Annotated in this window: 19 protein-coding genes; 17 read left to right on the forward strand and 2 right to left on the reverse strand. The window is 68.9% G+C overall.

Going from position 1 to position 16,094, the window contains the following annotated elements:
- Positions 1-62: 62 nt before the first annotated feature.
- Positions 63-737: a class I SAM-dependent methyltransferase gene (locus ACFQE0_RS09470; RefSeq protein ID WP_378975398.1), complete on the forward strand. Its 675-nt coding sequence runs from the start codon at positions 63-65 to the stop codon at positions 735-737.
- Positions 738-784: 47 nt separating this feature from the next.
- Entirely contained in the window at positions 785-1,396 is a 612-nt protein-coding gene (locus ACFQE0_RS09475; RefSeq protein WP_378969066.1) for a hypothetical protein, read from the forward strand.
- A 170-nt stretch (positions 1,397-1,566) separates the two neighbouring features.
- Here the strand turns inward: ACFQE0_RS09475 and ACFQE0_RS09480 are convergent, their stop codons facing one another.
- The gene (locus ACFQE0_RS09480) at positions 1,567-3,225 is read right to left on the reverse strand and encodes an aminotransferase class III-fold pyridoxal phosphate-dependent enzyme (RefSeq protein WP_378969068.1); all 1,659 of its coding nucleotides are present in this window, start codon (positions 3,223-3,225) and stop codon (positions 1,567-1,569) included.
- Between the two features lie 36 nt (positions 3,226-3,261).
- Here ACFQE0_RS09480 and asd point away from each other — a divergent pair, with 36 nt between their 5' ends.
- The 6 genes from asd to phnE (ACFQE0_RS09510) all read left to right on the forward strand — a co-directional run bounded on the left by asd (position 3,262) and on the right by phnE (ACFQE0_RS09510) (position 8,799).
- Positions 3,262-4,137, forward strand: a complete 876-nt coding sequence (gene asd, locus ACFQE0_RS09485) for an archaetidylserine decarboxylase (protein ID WP_378975400.1) — start codon at positions 3,262-3,264, stop codon at positions 4,135-4,137.
- Positions 4,134-4,814: a DUF1045 domain-containing protein gene (locus ACFQE0_RS09490; protein ID WP_378969071.1), complete on the forward strand. Its 681-nt coding sequence runs from the start codon at positions 4,134-4,136 to the stop codon at positions 4,812-4,814. The genes asd and ACFQE0_RS09490 overlap by 4 nt, the downstream gene beginning before the upstream one ends.
- Before the next feature lie 245 nt (positions 4,815-5,059).
- On the forward strand, positions 5,060-5,884 hold the full coding sequence (phnC, locus tag ACFQE0_RS09495; protein ID WP_378969074.1) for a phosphonate ABC transporter ATP-binding protein: 825 nt from the start codon (positions 5,060-5,062) through the stop codon (positions 5,882-5,884).
- A 75-nt stretch (positions 5,885-5,959) separates the two neighbouring features.
- Positions 5,960-6,892, forward strand: coding sequence for a phosphonate ABC transporter substrate-binding protein (gene phnD / locus ACFQE0_RS09500; RefSeq protein ID WP_378969076.1), 933 nt, complete (start codon positions 5,960-5,962; stop codon positions 6,890-6,892).
- 267 nt (positions 6,893-7,159) lie between these two features.
- Positions 7,160-7,933, forward strand: coding sequence for a phosphonate ABC transporter, permease protein PhnE (gene phnE / locus ACFQE0_RS09505; protein WP_378969078.1), 774 nt, complete (start codon positions 7,160-7,162; stop codon positions 7,931-7,933).
- Positions 7,930-8,799: a phosphonate ABC transporter, permease protein PhnE gene (gene phnE, locus ACFQE0_RS09510; protein ID WP_378969081.1), complete on the forward strand. Its 870-nt coding sequence runs from the start codon at positions 7,930-7,932 to the stop codon at positions 8,797-8,799. The genes phnE (ACFQE0_RS09505) and phnE (ACFQE0_RS09510) overlap by 4 nt, the downstream gene beginning before the upstream one ends.
- A gap of 17 nt (positions 8,800-8,816) precedes the next feature.
- On the opposite strand, the gene phnF is transcribed toward phnE (ACFQE0_RS09510), so the two are convergent.
- Positions 8,817-9,554: a phosphonate metabolism transcriptional regulator PhnF gene (gene phnF, locus ACFQE0_RS09515; RefSeq protein ID WP_378969083.1), complete on the reverse strand. Its 738-nt coding sequence runs from the start codon at positions 9,552-9,554 to the stop codon at positions 8,817-8,819.
- Between the two features lie 94 nt (positions 9,555-9,648).
- Here phnF and phnG point away from each other — a divergent pair, with 94 nt between their 5' ends.
- From phnG to ACFQE0_RS09560, 9 genes are read left to right on the forward strand one after another with little or no spacing between them, the layout of a single operon-like run.
- A complete protein-coding gene (gene phnG / locus ACFQE0_RS09520; protein ID WP_378969086.1) occupies positions 9,649-10,101 on the forward strand; it encodes a phosphonate C-P lyase system protein PhnG in 453 nt (150 codons plus the stop codon).
- A 1-nt stretch (position 10,102) separates the two neighbouring features.
- Complete coding sequence (gene phnH, locus ACFQE0_RS09525) at positions 10,103-10,687, forward strand: phosphonate C-P lyase system protein PhnH (protein ID WP_378969088.1); 585 nt, start codon at positions 10,103-10,105, stop codon at positions 10,685-10,687.
- Positions 10,688-10,691: 4 nt separating this feature from the next.
- Positions 10,692-11,780: a carbon-phosphorus lyase complex subunit gene (locus ACFQE0_RS09530; RefSeq protein ID WP_378969091.1), complete on the forward strand. Its 1,089-nt coding sequence runs from the start codon at positions 10,692-10,694 to the stop codon at positions 11,778-11,780.
- Complete coding sequence (locus ACFQE0_RS09535) at positions 11,777-12,613, forward strand: alpha-D-ribose 1-methylphosphonate 5-phosphate C-P-lyase PhnJ (RefSeq protein ID WP_378969094.1); 837 nt, start codon at positions 11,777-11,779, stop codon at positions 12,611-12,613. Before ACFQE0_RS09530 ends, ACFQE0_RS09535 begins: the two co-directional genes overlap by 4 nt.
- The gene (gene phnK / locus ACFQE0_RS09540; RefSeq protein ID WP_378969096.1) at positions 12,610-13,380 is read left to right on the forward strand and encodes a phosphonate C-P lyase system protein PhnK; all 771 of its coding nucleotides are present in this window, start codon (positions 12,610-12,612) and stop codon (positions 13,378-13,380) included. Before ACFQE0_RS09535 ends, phnK begins: the two co-directional genes overlap by 4 nt.
- A complete protein-coding gene (gene phnL / locus ACFQE0_RS09545) occupies positions 13,377-14,081 on the forward strand; it encodes a phosphonate C-P lyase system protein PhnL (protein ID WP_378969099.1) in 705 nt (234 codons plus the stop codon). The genes phnK and phnL overlap by 4 nt, the downstream gene beginning before the upstream one ends.
- A gap of 29 nt (positions 14,082-14,110) precedes the next feature.
- The gene (locus ACFQE0_RS09550) at positions 14,111-15,247 is read left to right on the forward strand and encodes an alpha-D-ribose 1-methylphosphonate 5-triphosphate diphosphatase (protein WP_378969101.1); all 1,137 of its coding nucleotides are present in this window, start codon (positions 14,111-14,113) and stop codon (positions 15,245-15,247) included.
- Positions 15,247-15,783 carry a phosphonate metabolism protein/1,5-bisphosphokinase (PRPP-forming) PhnN gene (gene phnN, locus ACFQE0_RS09555; RefSeq protein ID WP_378969104.1) on the forward strand — a complete coding sequence of 179 codons (537 nt, stop codon included), beginning with the start codon at positions 15,247-15,249 and terminating at the stop codon, positions 15,781-15,783. The genes ACFQE0_RS09550 and phnN overlap by 1 nt, the downstream gene beginning before the upstream one ends.
- 60 nt (positions 15,784-15,843) lie before the next feature.
- Positions 15,844-16,080 (forward strand): hypothetical protein, encoded by a 237-nt coding sequence (locus ACFQE0_RS09560; RefSeq protein ID WP_378969107.1) that lies wholly within the window; start codon positions 15,844-15,846, stop codon positions 16,078-16,080.
- Positions 16,081-16,094 lie beyond the last annotated feature (14 nt).

Genomic DNA, 16,094 nt, shown 5'->3' on the forward strand with positions numbered 1-16,094 from the left:
GCGGGCGGGCTCGAAGCCTGACGCCACCGCCTGAGAGAAGGTTTCGACACTTGGCCATCGGATTGGACAGCCGGGATCCCTCCCGGCCGGGCGCGCTCGGCGCTGCCTTGAACCGTGACGGCGTGGCGCGGGCCTATGGGCGCTGGGCTCCCATCTATGATCTGGTCTTCGGGCCGGTCTTCGCGCGGGGCCGCAGCCTCGCCGCCTCGGCAGCCGAGCGGGTCGGCGGCCGGGTGCTGGAAGTCGGCGTCGGCACCGGCCTGTCGCTCCCGGCCTATGCCAAGTCGCGCAGCGTCTTCGGCATCGATATCTCGGCGCCGATGCTCGACAAGGCCCGTGCCCGTGTCGCGCGGCTCGGCCTGCGCAACGTCGAGCGCCTCGCGGTGATGGATGCCGAGCGTCTCGAACTGCCTGACGAATCCTTCGACGTGGTGGTGGCGCAGTATGTCGTGACGGCGGTGCCCAACCCCGAGGCCGCCCTTGATGAATTCGCTCGCGTGCTCCGGCCCGGCGGCGAGATCATCATCACGACTCGCATCGGGGCCGAGCGCGGCCTGCGCCGGGTCATCGAGCGCACCTTGATGCCGATCACCAGCCGCCTCGGCTGGCGGACCGAGTTTTCCTACGCCCGATACACGAGCTGGGCCGCCACCGCGCCTGGCATCGAGATCGTCGAGCGGCGCGCCCTGCCGCCCCTCGGCCACTTCTCCCTCATCCGCATGCGCAAGACGGCCTGATCGGCCCTCAGCATCCCCACGGCAACGATTGAACGGAGTGACGAGGCATGGCCAGCTTCCGGGAGGCGCTGCGTACCCAGCGCTGGGATGACCACCGCTACTATCACCACAACATGATCAACCAGAGCCTGCATGTCGTCAGCGCGATCTGCTTCCTGGTGGCCTATGTGCTGGCCTTCAAGGACCCGGCCAAGGCCGCCCTTGTCGGCTGGCTCCTGGCGATGACCAGCCGTCAGGCGGGGCATCTGTTCTTCGAGCCGAAGGGCTATGACCACGTCAATCAGGCGACCCACGAGCACAAGGAAGAGATCAAGGTCGGCTACAACTTGCAGCGCAAGATCGTGCTGCTCTCGATTTGGGTTCTGTCGCCGCTGCCGCTGTATTTCGATCCGAGCTTCTTCGGTCTGCTCAGCCCCGCGCAGGATCTGAGCGGCATCATCCACAATGTCGGCTGGATCTGGCTGTGGCTGGCCCTGGCGGGCCTGCTGTTCCGCGTCGGCCAGCTCTGCATCCAGCAGAGCGTGCAGACCGGCGTGGTGTGGGCGACGAAGATCCTCACGGACCCGTTCCACGACATCAAGCTCTACCACAAGGCGCCCCTGCGCCTGCTCCAGGGCAAGTTGATCGACGAGGAAGAGCAGGCCGAGCACCACGCCTGATCGACCGACGCCTTTAAACCGGAAGCCCTCTCCGCAAGGGGAGGGCTTTTGCTTTGCCTCTGACCTTCCCGTCTTTGCGAGCGTAAGCGAAGCAATTCAGGGACGCGGGCGCTTGCCAAATGTGGCGCCGCCCTGGATCGCTTCGCTTACGCTCGCGATGCCGGGTTGGCCTATCGCGGCGCCAACCCAAGCCGCACCCGCGCGGCTTCCTTCAGCACCGAGCGGCGGATCGCCTTGTTCGTAGTCTCGGGGCCGTCCCACCAGCCATCGGCCATCATCGCCGCGCAGGCGGCGGTGAACCGCTCTGCCACCGTGGCGAATTCCGCCTCCCCATAGGCGAGGCTGAAGATCAGCCGTCCCGTGCCGACCCAGGACAGGTGAAGTCCCGCCGCCCGCAGGTAGAATTGCAGCATCCAATTGTAGCGGGCGGGCTTCGTGTAGAGCACGGTCCAGACGGTCGAGAGGTTGGCGACCCGCACCGGTAGGCCTGCGCCCTCGAGGCGGCGGTTGAGCGCGACGGCACGCTCATCCCAGGTGGTGTCGAGATCGGCGTAGAGCGCCGTCACCTCCGGTGTCTCCAGCCTGTCGAGGAAGGCGGCCATGGAGCCCATCACCTGCGGATGCGCGTTGAAAGTGCCACGGGCGAAGCAGATGTCGACCGGCCGGTCCTCGCGGTAGCGTCGCATCAGATCCGCACGGCCGCAGAGCACGCCGACCGGCAACCCGCCGCCCAGCGTCTTGCCGTAGGTCACGAGGTCGGCCTTCACGCCGAAATACTCCTGCGTGCCACCCTTCGCGAGGCGAAAGCCCAGGAAGACCTCATCGAGGATCAGCACGATGCCCCGCTGCGTACAGACCTCGCGGAGCTTGGCGAGCCATTCGGTATAGGCGGCGCGGTCGAAATGCGCTGTCCGGGCGCTGTCGACGAGCGACGAATCGGACGGCGCGCCCGCATTCGGATGAAGCGCCTGAAGCGGGTTCACGAGAACGCAGGCGATGTCCTTGCGGGTGGCGAGCACGTGCAGCGTCCGCTCGGATATTTCGGCGAGCGTCAGCGTGTCGTTGGCCGCGACGGGGTTGCCGATGCCCGGCTGCACATCGCCCCACCAGCCGTGATAGGCGCCGCAGAAGCGGATGATCCGCCGCTTGCCGGTGTGGTAGCGGGCCAGCCGCACGGCCTGCATCACCGCCTCGGTGCCGGACATGTGGAACGACACTTCGTCGAGGCCGGAGATCGCTTTCAGCCGGGCCACGTTGTGCGCCACCACCGGATGGAGCGACCCGAGCACCGGCCCCAGGGCGGCGACGCGGGCGGCGCCTTCCTCCAGGCAGGCGCGGTAGAAATCGACCCCGAACAGGTTCACGCCGTATGACCCGGCGAGGTCGTAGAAGGCGTTCCCGTCGAGATCGGTGATCGTCACCCCGTCCGAGGCCGCCATGAAGGCGCCCGCGCCGAGGTTTCGGTGCACGGGCTCCGCGAACTGGAACGGCACCCGGTAGAGACCGGTGAACTGAAGGTCCGACAGGCCGGAGCGCACGCCCTCCGTCTCCGCCCGGCTCGTCGCGTATCGCGTGCGGAACAGGTCCGACAGCCGGGCGAAGGCGGCTTCGCGCGCCTGCGCCACCGTCTCCGGCGGATCGTCGGCACGGAAGAACTGTCGCGAATCGTAGGCATAGGCGGGGATCTGACGGGCGATTCGCCGGGCCATCCGGGCATGGCCGGTCAGCGACGGGTGCTTCGCCCGTGAGAGCTGCAGGCGCCGCACGGCGGGCGGCAGAGCGAGGGCGACCGCCGCGGCGGCCGACAGGGAAGTGAGAATCGGATCCATCACGGATCGCGGCTAACGGGAACGGTTCACGGGATGATGACGCTTCGCGAAGGTCTCGGCCGCATCGGCGCGCAAGAGGATCTGAACTTCCTCCTCACCAACCGGCTGCCCCGCCGCCTCGCCACGCAGGTGATGGGCAAGGTGAGCCGGATCGAGCAACCCCTGGTACGGGACGCCTCCATCGGCCTGTGGCGGCTGTTCTGTGATGTCGACCTGTCCGATGCGAAGGAGACCCGCTTCAGGAGCCTGCACGACGCCTTCATCCGCGAACTTCGCCCCGGCGCCCGACGAATCGACCCTGACCCATCCGTGCTCGTCAGCCCCTCGGATGCGATCCTCGGGGCGAACGGCATTGTCTCCGCCGGGCAGGTTCTGCAGGTGAAGGGCAGTGCCTACCGCCTCGCCGACCTCGTGCAGGACGAAGCCCTGGCTCGCTCGCATGAGGGCTGCGCCTACGCGACGCTTCGCCTGACGGCGGGGATGTACCATCGCTTCCACGCACCGGCCGATTTGCGGGTCGATTCGGTGCGTCATCTCTGGGGCGATACGTGGAACGTGAACCCCATCGCCCTGAAGCGGGTCGAGGCCCTGTTCTGCCGCAACGAGCGCGCGGTGATTCGTGTGAGCCTAACCGATGGCGCGGCCATGACACTCGTGCCAGTGGCCGCGATCCTCGTGGCCGGCCTGAAGCTCGGCTTCCTGCCGGAAGGCCACGCTCTGCGCGAGACGGGCGGGCGCACGCTGCCCTGCGGTGCCGCTCTGGCGAAGGGCGCGGAGATGGGCTGGTTCGAGCACGGCTCGACCATCGTCGTGCTGGCGCCTCCCGGTTATACGCTCGTGCCTGGTTTGGCTGAGGGCGCGCGGCTGCGCATGGGCGAGCAGCTCCTTCTCAGCCCCGGAGCCTCCCGATGAACCAACCCCGTTACGCGATCTACGCTCTACCCGAGCCGGGCTCGGCGCTCGAAGCCTTCGGCCGGGCGGTGCTCGGTTATGACAACGTCTCCGGCGAGGCCGTGCCGCAAAGCCCGGGTCTTGCGGAGGTGACGGCCGGAGCCCGCGTCTACGGCTTCCACGGGACGCTCAAGGCGCCGATGAGGCTCGCCCCCGGCATCCGTGAGGACGATCTGCTGGGCGAGGCCGCGCGCGTTGCCGCCGCCCACCCGCCGGTCGAAGTGGGCACTCTCGAAGTGGCCGCCCTCGGCCGATTCGTTGCTCTGATCCCCGCAGTGCCGCCACCTGCCCTCGGACTTCTCGCAGCCGAATGCGTGGCGTCCTTCGAGCCCCTCCGCGCCTCCCTCACCGAGGCCGAGCGGGCCAAGCGGAAGCCGGAGCGGCTGAGCCCCCGCGCCCGCGCACTCCTCGACAGGTGGGGCTATCCCCACGTCTTCGAGGAATTCCGCTTCCACATGACCCTCACCGATGCGCTGCCGCCGGAGGCGCAGGCCGAGTGGCAGGCCCGCCTGACGGAGACGTATCGGGATAGCGGCGCGGAGGCGCTCACGATCCGGTCCATCGACATCCTGCGCCAGGACGGGACGGCGCCGTTCCGCCTCCTCGCGCGCATCCCGTTCGGCGGGCGGCATGGTTGAGCCACACCATTCCTTTCACGAGGTCGTCGCGACTTCGGATGAGGTGAGTGTTCGCGCCCCGCTCGAATGACGGCCGCCAAACTCAAGTGGGTGTCTCCAGCCGGAAATCCGGGAGAGAAGTTCGGCGTCATCGCTCCGCAATGCAGCCATGACGTTGGCTTTCCTAAAAATTACTTCGCCGGCAATCGTCATCTAATCGTCGTGCAAGATCTGTCTACGGAACTACACAAGTTGTGGGTTCGTAAATGCTCGTCATCGACAACCTGACGCGCCACTATGGTGACCGTCGCGCTTTGGACGGTGTGTCCCTGCGCATCGAGCCGGGGAGCTTCGTCGGGGTGATCGGCCGGTCCGGCGCGGGCAAGTCGACGCTTCTGCGCCTCATCAACCGCCTCGCCGAGCCGAGTTCCGGCCGCATCCTGCACGGCGAGACGGATGTCACTGCCCTGAGCGGCCATCAGTTGCGGGACTGGCGGGCGCGCTGCGCCATGATCTTCCAGCAGTTCAATCTCGTCGGGCGTCTCGACGTGATGACGAATGTGCTGATGGGCCGCCTCAGTCACGTGCCGAGCCACCGCTCGCTCCTGCGGATGTGGTCGGAGGCGGACAAGGCCATGGCGCTGGCCGCCCTCGACGGGTTCGATATGGGCCAGTTCGCGGGTGTACGGGCCGACCAGTTGTCCGGCGGCCAGCAACAGCGCGTCGCCATCGCCCGCGCCCTGGTACAGGAGCCCGAGATCATCCTCGCGGACGAGCCGGTCGCCTCCCTCGATCCGCGCAACACGCGCCTCGTGATGGACGCCCTGGCCGAGGTGAACCGGCGCTACGGGATCACCGTGATGTGCAACCTGCACTCGCTCGATCTGGCCCGCGCCTATTGCGACCGGCTCATCGGTCTCGTCGCCGGGCGGGTCGTCTTCGACGGGCGCGGCTTCGACCTCACCGAGGATGTGGCCCGTCGCCTCTACGGCCTGGAGGCTGGCGAGGTGCTGGACGACGAAGCGTCCATGCCGCCTCCGAGCATGACGATTCCGGCGCGCCCGGCCCACCACGCGGCCATCGGCGCCTGACAGACCGGACCTGAGGAAACGCCCGACTCTCGCCCGGCACCAGCCGGAACGATGACCTGCGAACGGAGACGATCGATGATCACGAGACGCACCCTGGCTGGCGCCGCCCTGGCGCTCGGGCTCTTCGGTGGCGCGGCCCATGCGGACGAAGCCTGGAAAGCGCAGTATCCGGAGCTGACCCTGGCCGTGATCCCGGCCGAGAACGCCTCCGGCACGACGGATCGCTATGCTCCGCTCACCGAATACCTGACCAAGTCCCTCGGCGTGCCGGTAAAGCTGCGCGTCGCCAACGATTACGCGGCGGTGATCGAGGGCCAGCGCGCGGGCAACATCCAGATCGCCTTCTACGGCCCGGCCTCCTTCGCCCGCGCCGTGCTGACGGGGGTGAAGATCGACCCGATCGTCAACCAGAAGCACGAGACCGGCGTCTCGGGCTATTACTCGGTGATCTATGTAAAGGCCGATAGCCCGTACAAGACGATCGAGGATCTGAAGGGCAAGAACCTCGCCCTGGTCGATCCGAACTCCACCTCCGGCAACCAAGCGCCGCGCTTCTTCCTGAAGCGGGCGGGTTACGAGGTCGACAAGTTCTTCGGCAAGACGGTCTTCGCGGGCAGCCACGAGAACGCGGTGCTCGCCCTGACGCAGGGCACCGCCGACGCGGCGGCGAACCTGTGGAACTCCGAGACCGACACCATGGTCACCCGCATGGCGGCCAAGGGACTTCTGAAGAACGCCGACGGCACCCCGATGAAGCAATCGGATTTCCGCGTGGTCTTCAAGTCGGACTTCCTGCCCGAAGGCCCCTTCGCGATGCTGGACAGCCTGCCCGCCGATCTGAAGGCGAAGCTCCGCGCCGCCTTCGAAGAGCTGCAGGCCAAGGACAAGACTGCCTTCGACCGTCTTTCCGACGGGAAGGACAAGGGCCTGACCCCGGTGACGATGAAGGATTACCAGCCGATCATCGACATGCTGAAGTTCAACGACGAGCAGCGCCGGAAGTCGTAGCGCCCAACGGACCCCGTCCAAACCCGTCATTGCGAGCAACGCGAAGCAATCCAGGGATACGCCTCATTCCGAGACGTCCCGCTGCCCTGGATTGCTTCGCTGCGCTCGCAATGACGGTCTGACACTTTCGCGTTTCTTCTCACCAAACGGCGAGCGACCGTTGCAGCGCCTGACACCCCTTCCGCCCCAGCGGGCCGCCGGCTCGTCGGACGCTACGCCGCCGAGCGGGCGGGCACCCGGCGGCGAATCCTCATCGGACTTGTGGTGATGGCGGCGCTCGTCGTTCTCGCCGCCGTCGCGGCCGAGGTGCGCCCGCTGGTGCTCATCGGGAATATCGACAAGTTCACCGCCTACATCGCCCAGATCGTGCCGGTTTTGCGCCCCGCCCATCTCGGAGGCGATCTCGCCGAATGGTATTGGGGCCTGCCGAAATGGCTCGCGCTCCTCGGCGAGACCCTGCTGATGGCCTATCTCGGCACCTTGCTCGGGGCGCTCGGCGGCTTCGTCCTGTGCTTCGTGGCCGCCGGAAACCTCGTCCGCAATGCCGCCTTGCGCTTCGGGGCCAAGCGCTTCCTCGAAATCTGCCGCACCGTGCCGGAGATCGTCTTCGCGCTGATCTTCGTCATCGCCTTCGGCCTCGGGCCGATGGTCGGCGTGCTGGCGCTGTCGATCCACACGGCGGGGGCGCTCGGCAAGCTGTTCTCCGAGGTGGTCGAGAATATCGACATGAAGCCCGTCGAGGGGCTCACCGGCACGGGGGCGAACTGGGTCGAGACCGTGCGCTTCGCGGTGCTGCCACAGGTCCTGTCGAACTTCGCCTCCTATGCGCTGCTGCGCTTCGAGATCAACGTGCGCGGCGCGGGCGTGATGGGCTTCGTTGGCGCGGGCGGGATCGGGCAGGAATTGCTGATCGCGATCCGCAATTTCTACTATTCGGATGTCAGCGCGATCCTGCTGATGATCGTGCTCACGGTCTTCGCCATCGATCTTGGCACGGAAAAGCTGCGCCATCGTCTGATCGGCCACGAGGAGCGGCGATGAGCGCGCGCGAACCGTCATCCCTCCGCAGGACGGCGCTCGCGGAACTCGCCATCCTGCGCGCCCGGCATCCGGAGCAGTTCCGCACCGACATCGCGGGCCGTCTGCGGGTGCTGGCGCTGCTCGCGGCCCTTTTCGGCTCGGCCGCCTACGGAATGTGGGCGCTCGATTTCTCGTTGGCGCGGATTTTCGGCGGGCTTGGGCGGCTCGCGGGCTTCGCCCTGGAGATGCTGCCGCCGAGCGCAGGCGGGCGGTTCAGCCTGTTCCTCCATGCCCTGGCAGAGACGTTGGGCATCGCCTTCCTCGGCACGCTCACGGCTTCGCTGATCGCGTTTCCGATCGCCTTCCTCGCCGCGCGCAACGTCGTCCCGAACCCCTTCGCGCGCTTCGCCGTCCGCCGGGGGCTCGATGTCATGCGCTCGGTCGATGTGCTGATCTGGGCGCTCATCTGGATCAACGTGGTCGGGCTCGGCCCCTTCGCCGGGGCGCTCGCCATCGCGTGCTCGGATATCGGCGCGCTCGGCAAGCTGTTTTCCGAGGCGATCGAGACCTGCGACCGCAAGCCTTCCGAGGGCGTCGTCGCCTCGGGGGGCTCGTCGCTCCACCGCATCCGCTTCGGGCTCATCCCCGGCGTGCTGCCGGTGCTGGCGAGCCAGGTACTGTACTTCTTCGAATCGAACACCCGCTCCGCGACGATCATCGGCATCGTCGGCGCGGGCGGCATCGGGCAGTACCTCACCGAGTTGATCCGCGTGCTGGAGCTCCAGCAGGTCGCCTTCCTCGTGCTGATGATCCTCGTGACCGTCTCGGCCATCGATTGGATCTCGGGGCGGCTGCGCCGGGCGATCATCGGCGGCCCGGCGCATTGAGGCGCCGGGTTCTCCCGTTAGGGACTCACCACCAGTTCCACCCGGTCGGCGGCGAAGGCCGAGCGGTTGGCCTGGATCGGAATGCCCGCCGCATCGACGTTGACGCTCGACACCACGATCACCACGCGCCCCGGCGTCAGGTCGAGCCGAGCGGCCTCGGCCGGGTCGGCCGGGCGGGCGCGGATGCGCGTCGAGAGGCGGGTATAATCGGGCACTCCGCAGGCCGAGAGCGCCCGCGTGATCGAGCCGGACGCCGCGTAGGCCTCCGCGAAGCCGGAGAAGCGCGGCAGCGGCAGCCACGTCCGCGCGGTGGAGAGCGGCACGCCATCCGCCCGGTGGACGGTGACGAGTTCGAGGAGCGGCGCACCCTCGCTCACCCCGAGCATCGCCGCGCCGTTCGCGTCGGCCGTCACCTCGGTCTGCGCGACGAGTTCGCCCCAGGGCTCGCGCCCGGCGCCCGTTACGATCTCGGAGAAGCGCGTACGCCGCCCGATCGGGTAGGCGAGGGGAGCGGCCTCTACGAAGGTACCCCGTCCCTGGCTCGCGCGGATCAGCCCGCGCTCGGCGAGCGTCGCCAGCGCCCGGCGCACCGTGTGCCGGTTCACGCCGAAGCGTGCCGCCAGGGCCGCCTCGGTCGGAAGCTGCGTTCCCTGCGCCAGCTTGCCCGCCGCGATCTCCGCTTCCAGCGCATCCGCGATCTGCCGCCACGCGGCCAGACCTGCCCCACGGCTCAACGCCTCGACCGTCTCGCTCACCCGCCAACCCGTCCATCTCGTGAGGCGTCATACAAACTTCATTTGCGCGGCTGGCGCCAGTTGTCTAAACATATAGACAAGATCGGAGGCCGCGATGCCGGTGACGAGTCGGGACACGGAGACGGACGCACGCAGGGCTATGATGGCCCTCTGCGCCGCTGCGACGACGGACGAATTGAGCCGCGCCCTGACCGGGCTCGGCGCTCCGGAGGCCGAAGATCTGCGCACGCCGGAGATCGGCTTGGTCATGGCGACCGGCCGGATCGGCGGCGACGGGCGTCCCTTCAACCTCGGCGAGGTCAGCGTCACCCGCGCCGCCGTGCGGCTCACAGATGGGCGGACGGGCTTCGCCTACCACCTCGGCCGCGACCGCCGCCGCGCCCGGCAGGCCGCGATCCTCGATGCCCTCTGGCAGGGCGACCGGCTCGGCGTCGAGGCGGCCTTGGCCCCCGTCGCCCGGCGACAGGCCGAGGAGGCGGCCGCCGAGGCACGGCGCACGGCCGCGACGCGGGTCGATTTCCTGACGCTCGCCCGTGGGGAGGATTGAGATGCTGCGTCCCGGCTTCACCGATCCCGTCCACGAGGCACAAGGGATCTTCCGCGCGGTGCTCGATGCCCTGGCCCGGCCGGGGACCATCCAATCCATAGCGGCCGAGCTCGACCCGCCCGCGCCGTTGACGCCCGAACTCGCGGCGGTCGCCCTCGCCCTCACCGACGGGGACACGCCGGTCTGGTTCGATCCGGCACTCGCCGCTGCACCGGATGTCGCCGCCTATCTGCGCTTCCATACCGGGGCGCCCCTGACCGACGATCCCGCGCGGGCGGCTTTCGCCCTGGTGCGGGAGGCTGGTCGCTGCCCGCCCCTCGCAGAATTTGCGCAAGGAACACCCGCCTATCCCGACACCTCGACCACGCTGGTTCTGGCCTTCGACGCGATCGAGGCCGGGCCGGGCCTTCGCCTCGCCGGGCCGGGCATCCGCGGCACGGCCGATCTCGCCATCTCGCCGCTGCCGCCCTCCTGGCCGCAGGACCTGCGGGCGAACCACGACGGCTTCCCCCTCGGGGTGGACCTGATCCTCACCGCGCCCGGCCGCCTCGCCGGCTTACCGCGCTCGACCGTCCTGGGGGCTTGAGCCGATGTACGTGGCCGTGAAGGGCGGCGAGGCCGCCATCGATAATGCCCACCGGCTCCTTGCGGAGGTGCGCCGGGGCGATCCGGCGGTGCCGCAACTGACCGTGGCGCAGATCCGCGAGCAGATGGCCTTGCTGGTGGACAGGGTGATGGCGGAGGGCTCGCTCAACGATCCCGATCTCGCGGCGCTGGCGCTCAAGCAGGCCCGGGGCGACGTGGTGGAGGCGGTGTTTCTCGTGCGGGCCTTCCGCACGACGCTGCCGCGCTTCGGGGCCTCCGAGCCCCTCGATACCGGGGCCATGACGTTGCGGCGGCGCATCTCCGCGACCTTCAAGGACCTGCCGGGCGGACAGGTGCTCGGGCCGACCTTCGACTACACCCACCGCCTCGTAGATTTTACCCTGGCGGAAGAGGGGTCTGCTGAGCCTGCCGCCGAGGCCGAGCCCCGCGCGGATGCCGCCGCCACGCCCCGCGTCACGGATCTCCTCGGTCGCGACGGGCTGATCGAGCCCTCGCCACAGGATGACGGCTCGCCGTTACCCGACATCACCCGCGAGCCGGTCGATTATCCATGCGATCGGGCGACGAGGCTCCAGGCGCTCGCGCGGGGCGACGAGGGCTTCATCCTGGCGCTCGGCTACTCGACCCAGCGCGGCTACGGGCGCACCCATCCCTTCGTGGGCGAGGTCCGGGTCGGCACGGTCGCGGTCGAGTTCGTGCCGGAGGAACTGGGCTTCCCCGTGCCGCTCGGCACCGTGCAGGTCACGGAATGCCAGATGGTCAACCAGTTCAAGGGCTCGCGGGAGGCGCCGCCGCAATTCACCCGTGGCTATGGGCTGGTCTTTGGCCAGAGCGAGCGCAAGGCCATGGCCATGGCCCTGGTGGACCGGGCCCTCCGGGCGGGCGAACTCGGCGAGCCGCTGGCGAGCCCGGCGCAGGACCAGGAATTCGTCCTCGCCCATTGCGACAGCCTGCAGGCGACGGGCTTCGTCGAGCACCTGAAACTGCCCCACTACGTCGATTTCCAGGCCGAGCTGGAACTGGTCCGGCGGATGCGCGCCGAGTTCGAGGCTGGGCGGGAGGCTGCGGAATGAGCGACGCCTACAACTTCGCCTATCTGGACGAGGGCACGAAGCGGATGATCCGCCGGGCGCTGCTCAAGGCGGTGGCGGTGCCGGGTTATCAGGTTCCGTTTGCCTCCCGCGAGATGCCGATGCCCTATGGCTGGGGCACGGGTGGCGTGCAGGTGACGGCAGCGATCCTCGGCCGGTCGGACGTGCTCAAGGTCATCGACCAGGGTGCGGACGACACGACCAACGCCGTCTCCATCCGCCGTTTCTTCGCCAAGACCGCCGGGATCGCCACCACGACCCGAACGGGCGAGGCCACGGTGATCCAGACCCGCCACCGCATCCCGGAGACGCCGCTCACCGAGGGCCAGACTCTGGTCTATCAGGTCCCGATCCCGGAGCCCCTGCGCTTCCTCGAACCGCGCGAGACCGAGACGCGCCAGATGCACGCGCTCGCCGAGTACGGGCTGATGCATGTGAAGCTCTACGAGGACATCAGCCGCCACGGCCACATCGCCACGACCTACGCTTACCCGGTGGAGGTCGCGGGCCGCTACGTGATGGACCCGTCGCCGACGCCGAAATTTGACAACCCGAAGATGGACGATTGCCCCGCGCTCCAACTCTTCGGTGCGGGCCGCGAGCGGCGGATCTACGCCGTGCCGCCCTACACGACGGTGCGCAGCCTCGATTTCGAGGATCATCCGTTCCGGGTGCAGCACTTCACCGACCCCTGCGCACTCTGCGGCGCGAAGGGCCACTACCTCGATGAGGTGGTGACCGACGATGCGGGCGGGCGGATGTTCATATGCTCCGACACCGATGCCTGCGAGACCCGCCGGGAGGACGCGCGATGACCCCGCTGCTCTCGGCCCACGGGCTCACCAAGACCTACGGCCCCCGCACGGCCTGCGCGGGTGTCGATATCGACGTCACCGAGGGCGAGGTCCTTGCGATCGTCGGGGAATCGGGATCGGGCAAGTCGACCCTGCTCTCGATGCTGGCGGGCGAACTCGCCCCCGATTCCGGCGAGGTGCGCTACCGCGACCGGGAGGGGCGCGTACGGCCGCTGGCCGAGATCGGCCCGGCGGAACTCAGGGCGCTCGCCCGCACCGATTGGGGCTTCGTCCGCCAGGACGCGGCTCAGGGCCTGCGCATGGCCGTCTCGGCCGGCGGCAATGTCGGCGAGCGGCTGATGGGCCTCGGTGCGCGCCATTACGGAACCATCCGCTCCCAGGCCCTGGACTGGCTCGGCCGGGTCGAGATCGCCGCCGACCGGATCGACGATCCGCCGACGCGCTTTTCCGGCGGTATGCGGCAGCGGTTGCAGATCGCCCGCAACCTCGTCACCGCCCCGCGCCTCGTCCTCATGGATGAGCCGACCTCGGGCCTCGACGTCTCGGTGCAGGCGCGGCTCCTCGACTTGATCCGGCGGCTGACGGGAGAACTGGGCTTGGCGGTGATCATCGTCACCCACGATCTCGCCGTGGCGCGGCTCCTGTCCCACCGCATCGCCGTGATGCGGGCAGGGAGGGTGGTCGAGACCGGCCTGACCGATCAGGTGCTCGACGATCCCGCCGACGCCTACACCCAACTCCTTGTCTCATCGGTGCTTGCCGCATGATCGCCGCCCTCGAATTCCGCGACGTCGCCAAGAGCTTCACCCTGCACCTGCGCGGCGGCACCGTGCTGCCGGTGGTGGCGGGGGCGAGCTTCTCCGTGGCACCGGGCGAGTGCGCCGTCCTCTGGGGGCCCTCCGGCGCTGGCAAGTCGTCTCTCCTGCGCATGGCCTATGGCAACTACCGCTGCGATGCGGGCGACATCATCGTCCGCGACGGTGAGCGGGTGGTGGACGTAGCGCGTGCCGCCCCCCGCGATGTGCTGGCCCTCCGGGCGCGGACCATGTCCTATGTCTCGCAATTCCTACGGGTGATCCCTCGTGTCTCGTCCCGCGACGTGGTCGAGGTGGCGGGACGCGAGGGCGGCCTCAGCGAGGATCAGGCGCGGCAGCGCGCGGGCGATCTCCTGGCCCGGCTCAACCTGCCCGAACGCCTGTGGGGCCTGCCGCCCGCGACCTTCTCAGGCGGCGAGCAGCAGCGCGTGAACATCGCCAAGGGGCTGATCGCCCCGCGCCCGATCCTGCTTCTGGACGAACCCACCGCCTCGCTCGACGCGCAGAACCGCGCCGTGGTGGCGGAACTGGTGGAGGAGCGCCGCAAGGCGGGCGCCGCCATCCTTGGAATCGTCCACGACGCCGCCATGCGCGAGGCGATCGGCGGGCGGATCATCGACGTGACACGGTTCGGCACGGCACGGGCGGCGTGATGAAAAGACGAGGCGAGGGTGAGACCCCGATGAAGGATTTCGTGATCGAGAATGCCAGCCTCGTGCTGCCCGACAGGGTGCAGCAGGGCTGGCTCGCCGTGGTGGACGGGCGCATCGCCGAGATCGGTGAGGGGCAGGCGCCGGAGCGCGGGCTCGACCTCGGCGGCGATCACCTGATCCCCGGCCTGATCGAGTTGCACACCGACCATCTGGAAAGCCACTACGCGCCTCGGCCGAAGGTGCGCTGGCATCCGCTCGGCGCCGTGCTCGCCTACGATTCGCAGATCGCGGCCTCGGGCATCACCACCGTGTTCGACTCCCTGCGCGCGGGCAGCGACCCGGATGGGAGCGGCCTCGGCTCCGAACTCGATGCGCTCGCCGAGGCCATCGAGACTGCGCGGGCGGGCGATCTGCTCCGAGCGGAACACCGCACCCATCTGCGCTGCGAGTTGCCCTCGGAGGACGTGATCCCCACCGTCGAGGCCTTCGCCGCCCGCTACGCGATCGACCTGATCTCGCTGATGGACCACACGCCGGGACAGCGGCAATTCCGCGATATCGGCAAGTACGAGACCTACGCCACGCGGGGCGGTCGCTCGATCGATCAAGTCCGCGAGGCGACCGCGTGGAAGATCGCGAAGGGTACCGAACTCAACGCCGTGAACCGCCCGGCCTTGGTGGACCTCGCCCGGTCCAGGGGCATAACCCTCGCGAGCCATGACGACACGACGCTTGCCGATGTCGCTCTCGCCTCGGACGAGGGCGTGGCCCTGGCCGAATTTCCCACCACCCGCGAGGCGGCCGAAGCGGCGCATGGGCAGGGCATTACCGTCATGATGGGAGCGCCGAACCTGCTGCGCGGCGGCTCCCATTCCGGCAACGTCGCGGCGCAGGATCTGGCAGAGGCCGGGCTGCTCGACATCCTCTCCTCGGATTACGTGCCCGCGAGCCTCGCCATGGCGGCCTTCATGATCCCAGAGCGGGTGCCCGGCATCGGCCTGCCCGCCGCCATCGCTACGGTGACCTCGAACCCCGCCCGTGCCACCGGCCTTACCGACCGTGGGGAGTTGCGGCCGGGCCTGCGTGCCGATCTGGCGCGCGTGCGCCTCGCCTCCGGCGTTCCGGTGATGCGCGAGGTCTGGCGCGCCGGGATCCGGGTCGTCTGATGGGCTTCGTCCTCGTCGTCGGCCCAAGCGGAGCGGGCAAGGACACGCTGATCCGCATGGCGCGGGACAGCCTCGCCGGCGAAGTGGGCATCGTCTTCGCGCAGCGCCTCGTCACCCGGCCGCCCTCGGCGGACGAGGACAACGCGCCGATCGACGCCGACGCCTTCGCGCGCGCCGAGGCGGAAGGGCGCTTCGCCCTGTCCTGGCGGGCGCACGGTCTCGGTTATGCCGTGCCGAAGCGGCTCGGCCGCCTCGCCCGCAGCGGGAGCGTGGTGGTGTGCAACGTGTCCCGCCGCATCGTCTGTGAGGCCCGCTCGCGCTTCGCCCGGACGCAGGTCGTGGAGATCACCGCCCCGCCTGAGGTGCTGGCGCAACGGCTCGCCGCCCGAGCCAGGGCGGAGGACGGAAACCTCGCCGCCCGCCTCGCCCGGCGGGGGAGCGTGGTGCCCGATCTGACCATCGATAATTCGGGCGCGCCCGAGGTCGGGGCCGCGACATTCATCGACTACTTACTTCGACAAGGATCAAGCCGATAAAGCGGAACCGTAAGGCGTTACTTCCCGTTTCAGGGCACCTGTAAGTGCAAGGAGCCCACGATGCGCCTTATCGCCCCTGCCGCCGCGATCCTGCTGGCCGGCCTGACCCCGCATTTCGCCGCCGCCCAGACCACCGTGATCGAGCGCGACCGCCCCGATGTGGTGGTCGACCGTCCCGCCACCGAGAGCAAGACCGTCGTGCGCCGTGACGATGGCGATGGCTGCTCCTCGAAGACCGTGACGAAGACCAACGAGCTCGGCGACCGCAAGACGGTCCACAAGGAGAGCTGCGACTGATTCAGCGGGCGCGC

It is taken from the genome of Methylobacterium komagatae, from assembly GCF_042661665.1.
Lineage (GTDB): Bacteria > Pseudomonadota > Alphaproteobacteria > Rhizobiales > Beijerinckiaceae > Methylobacterium > Methylobacterium komagatae.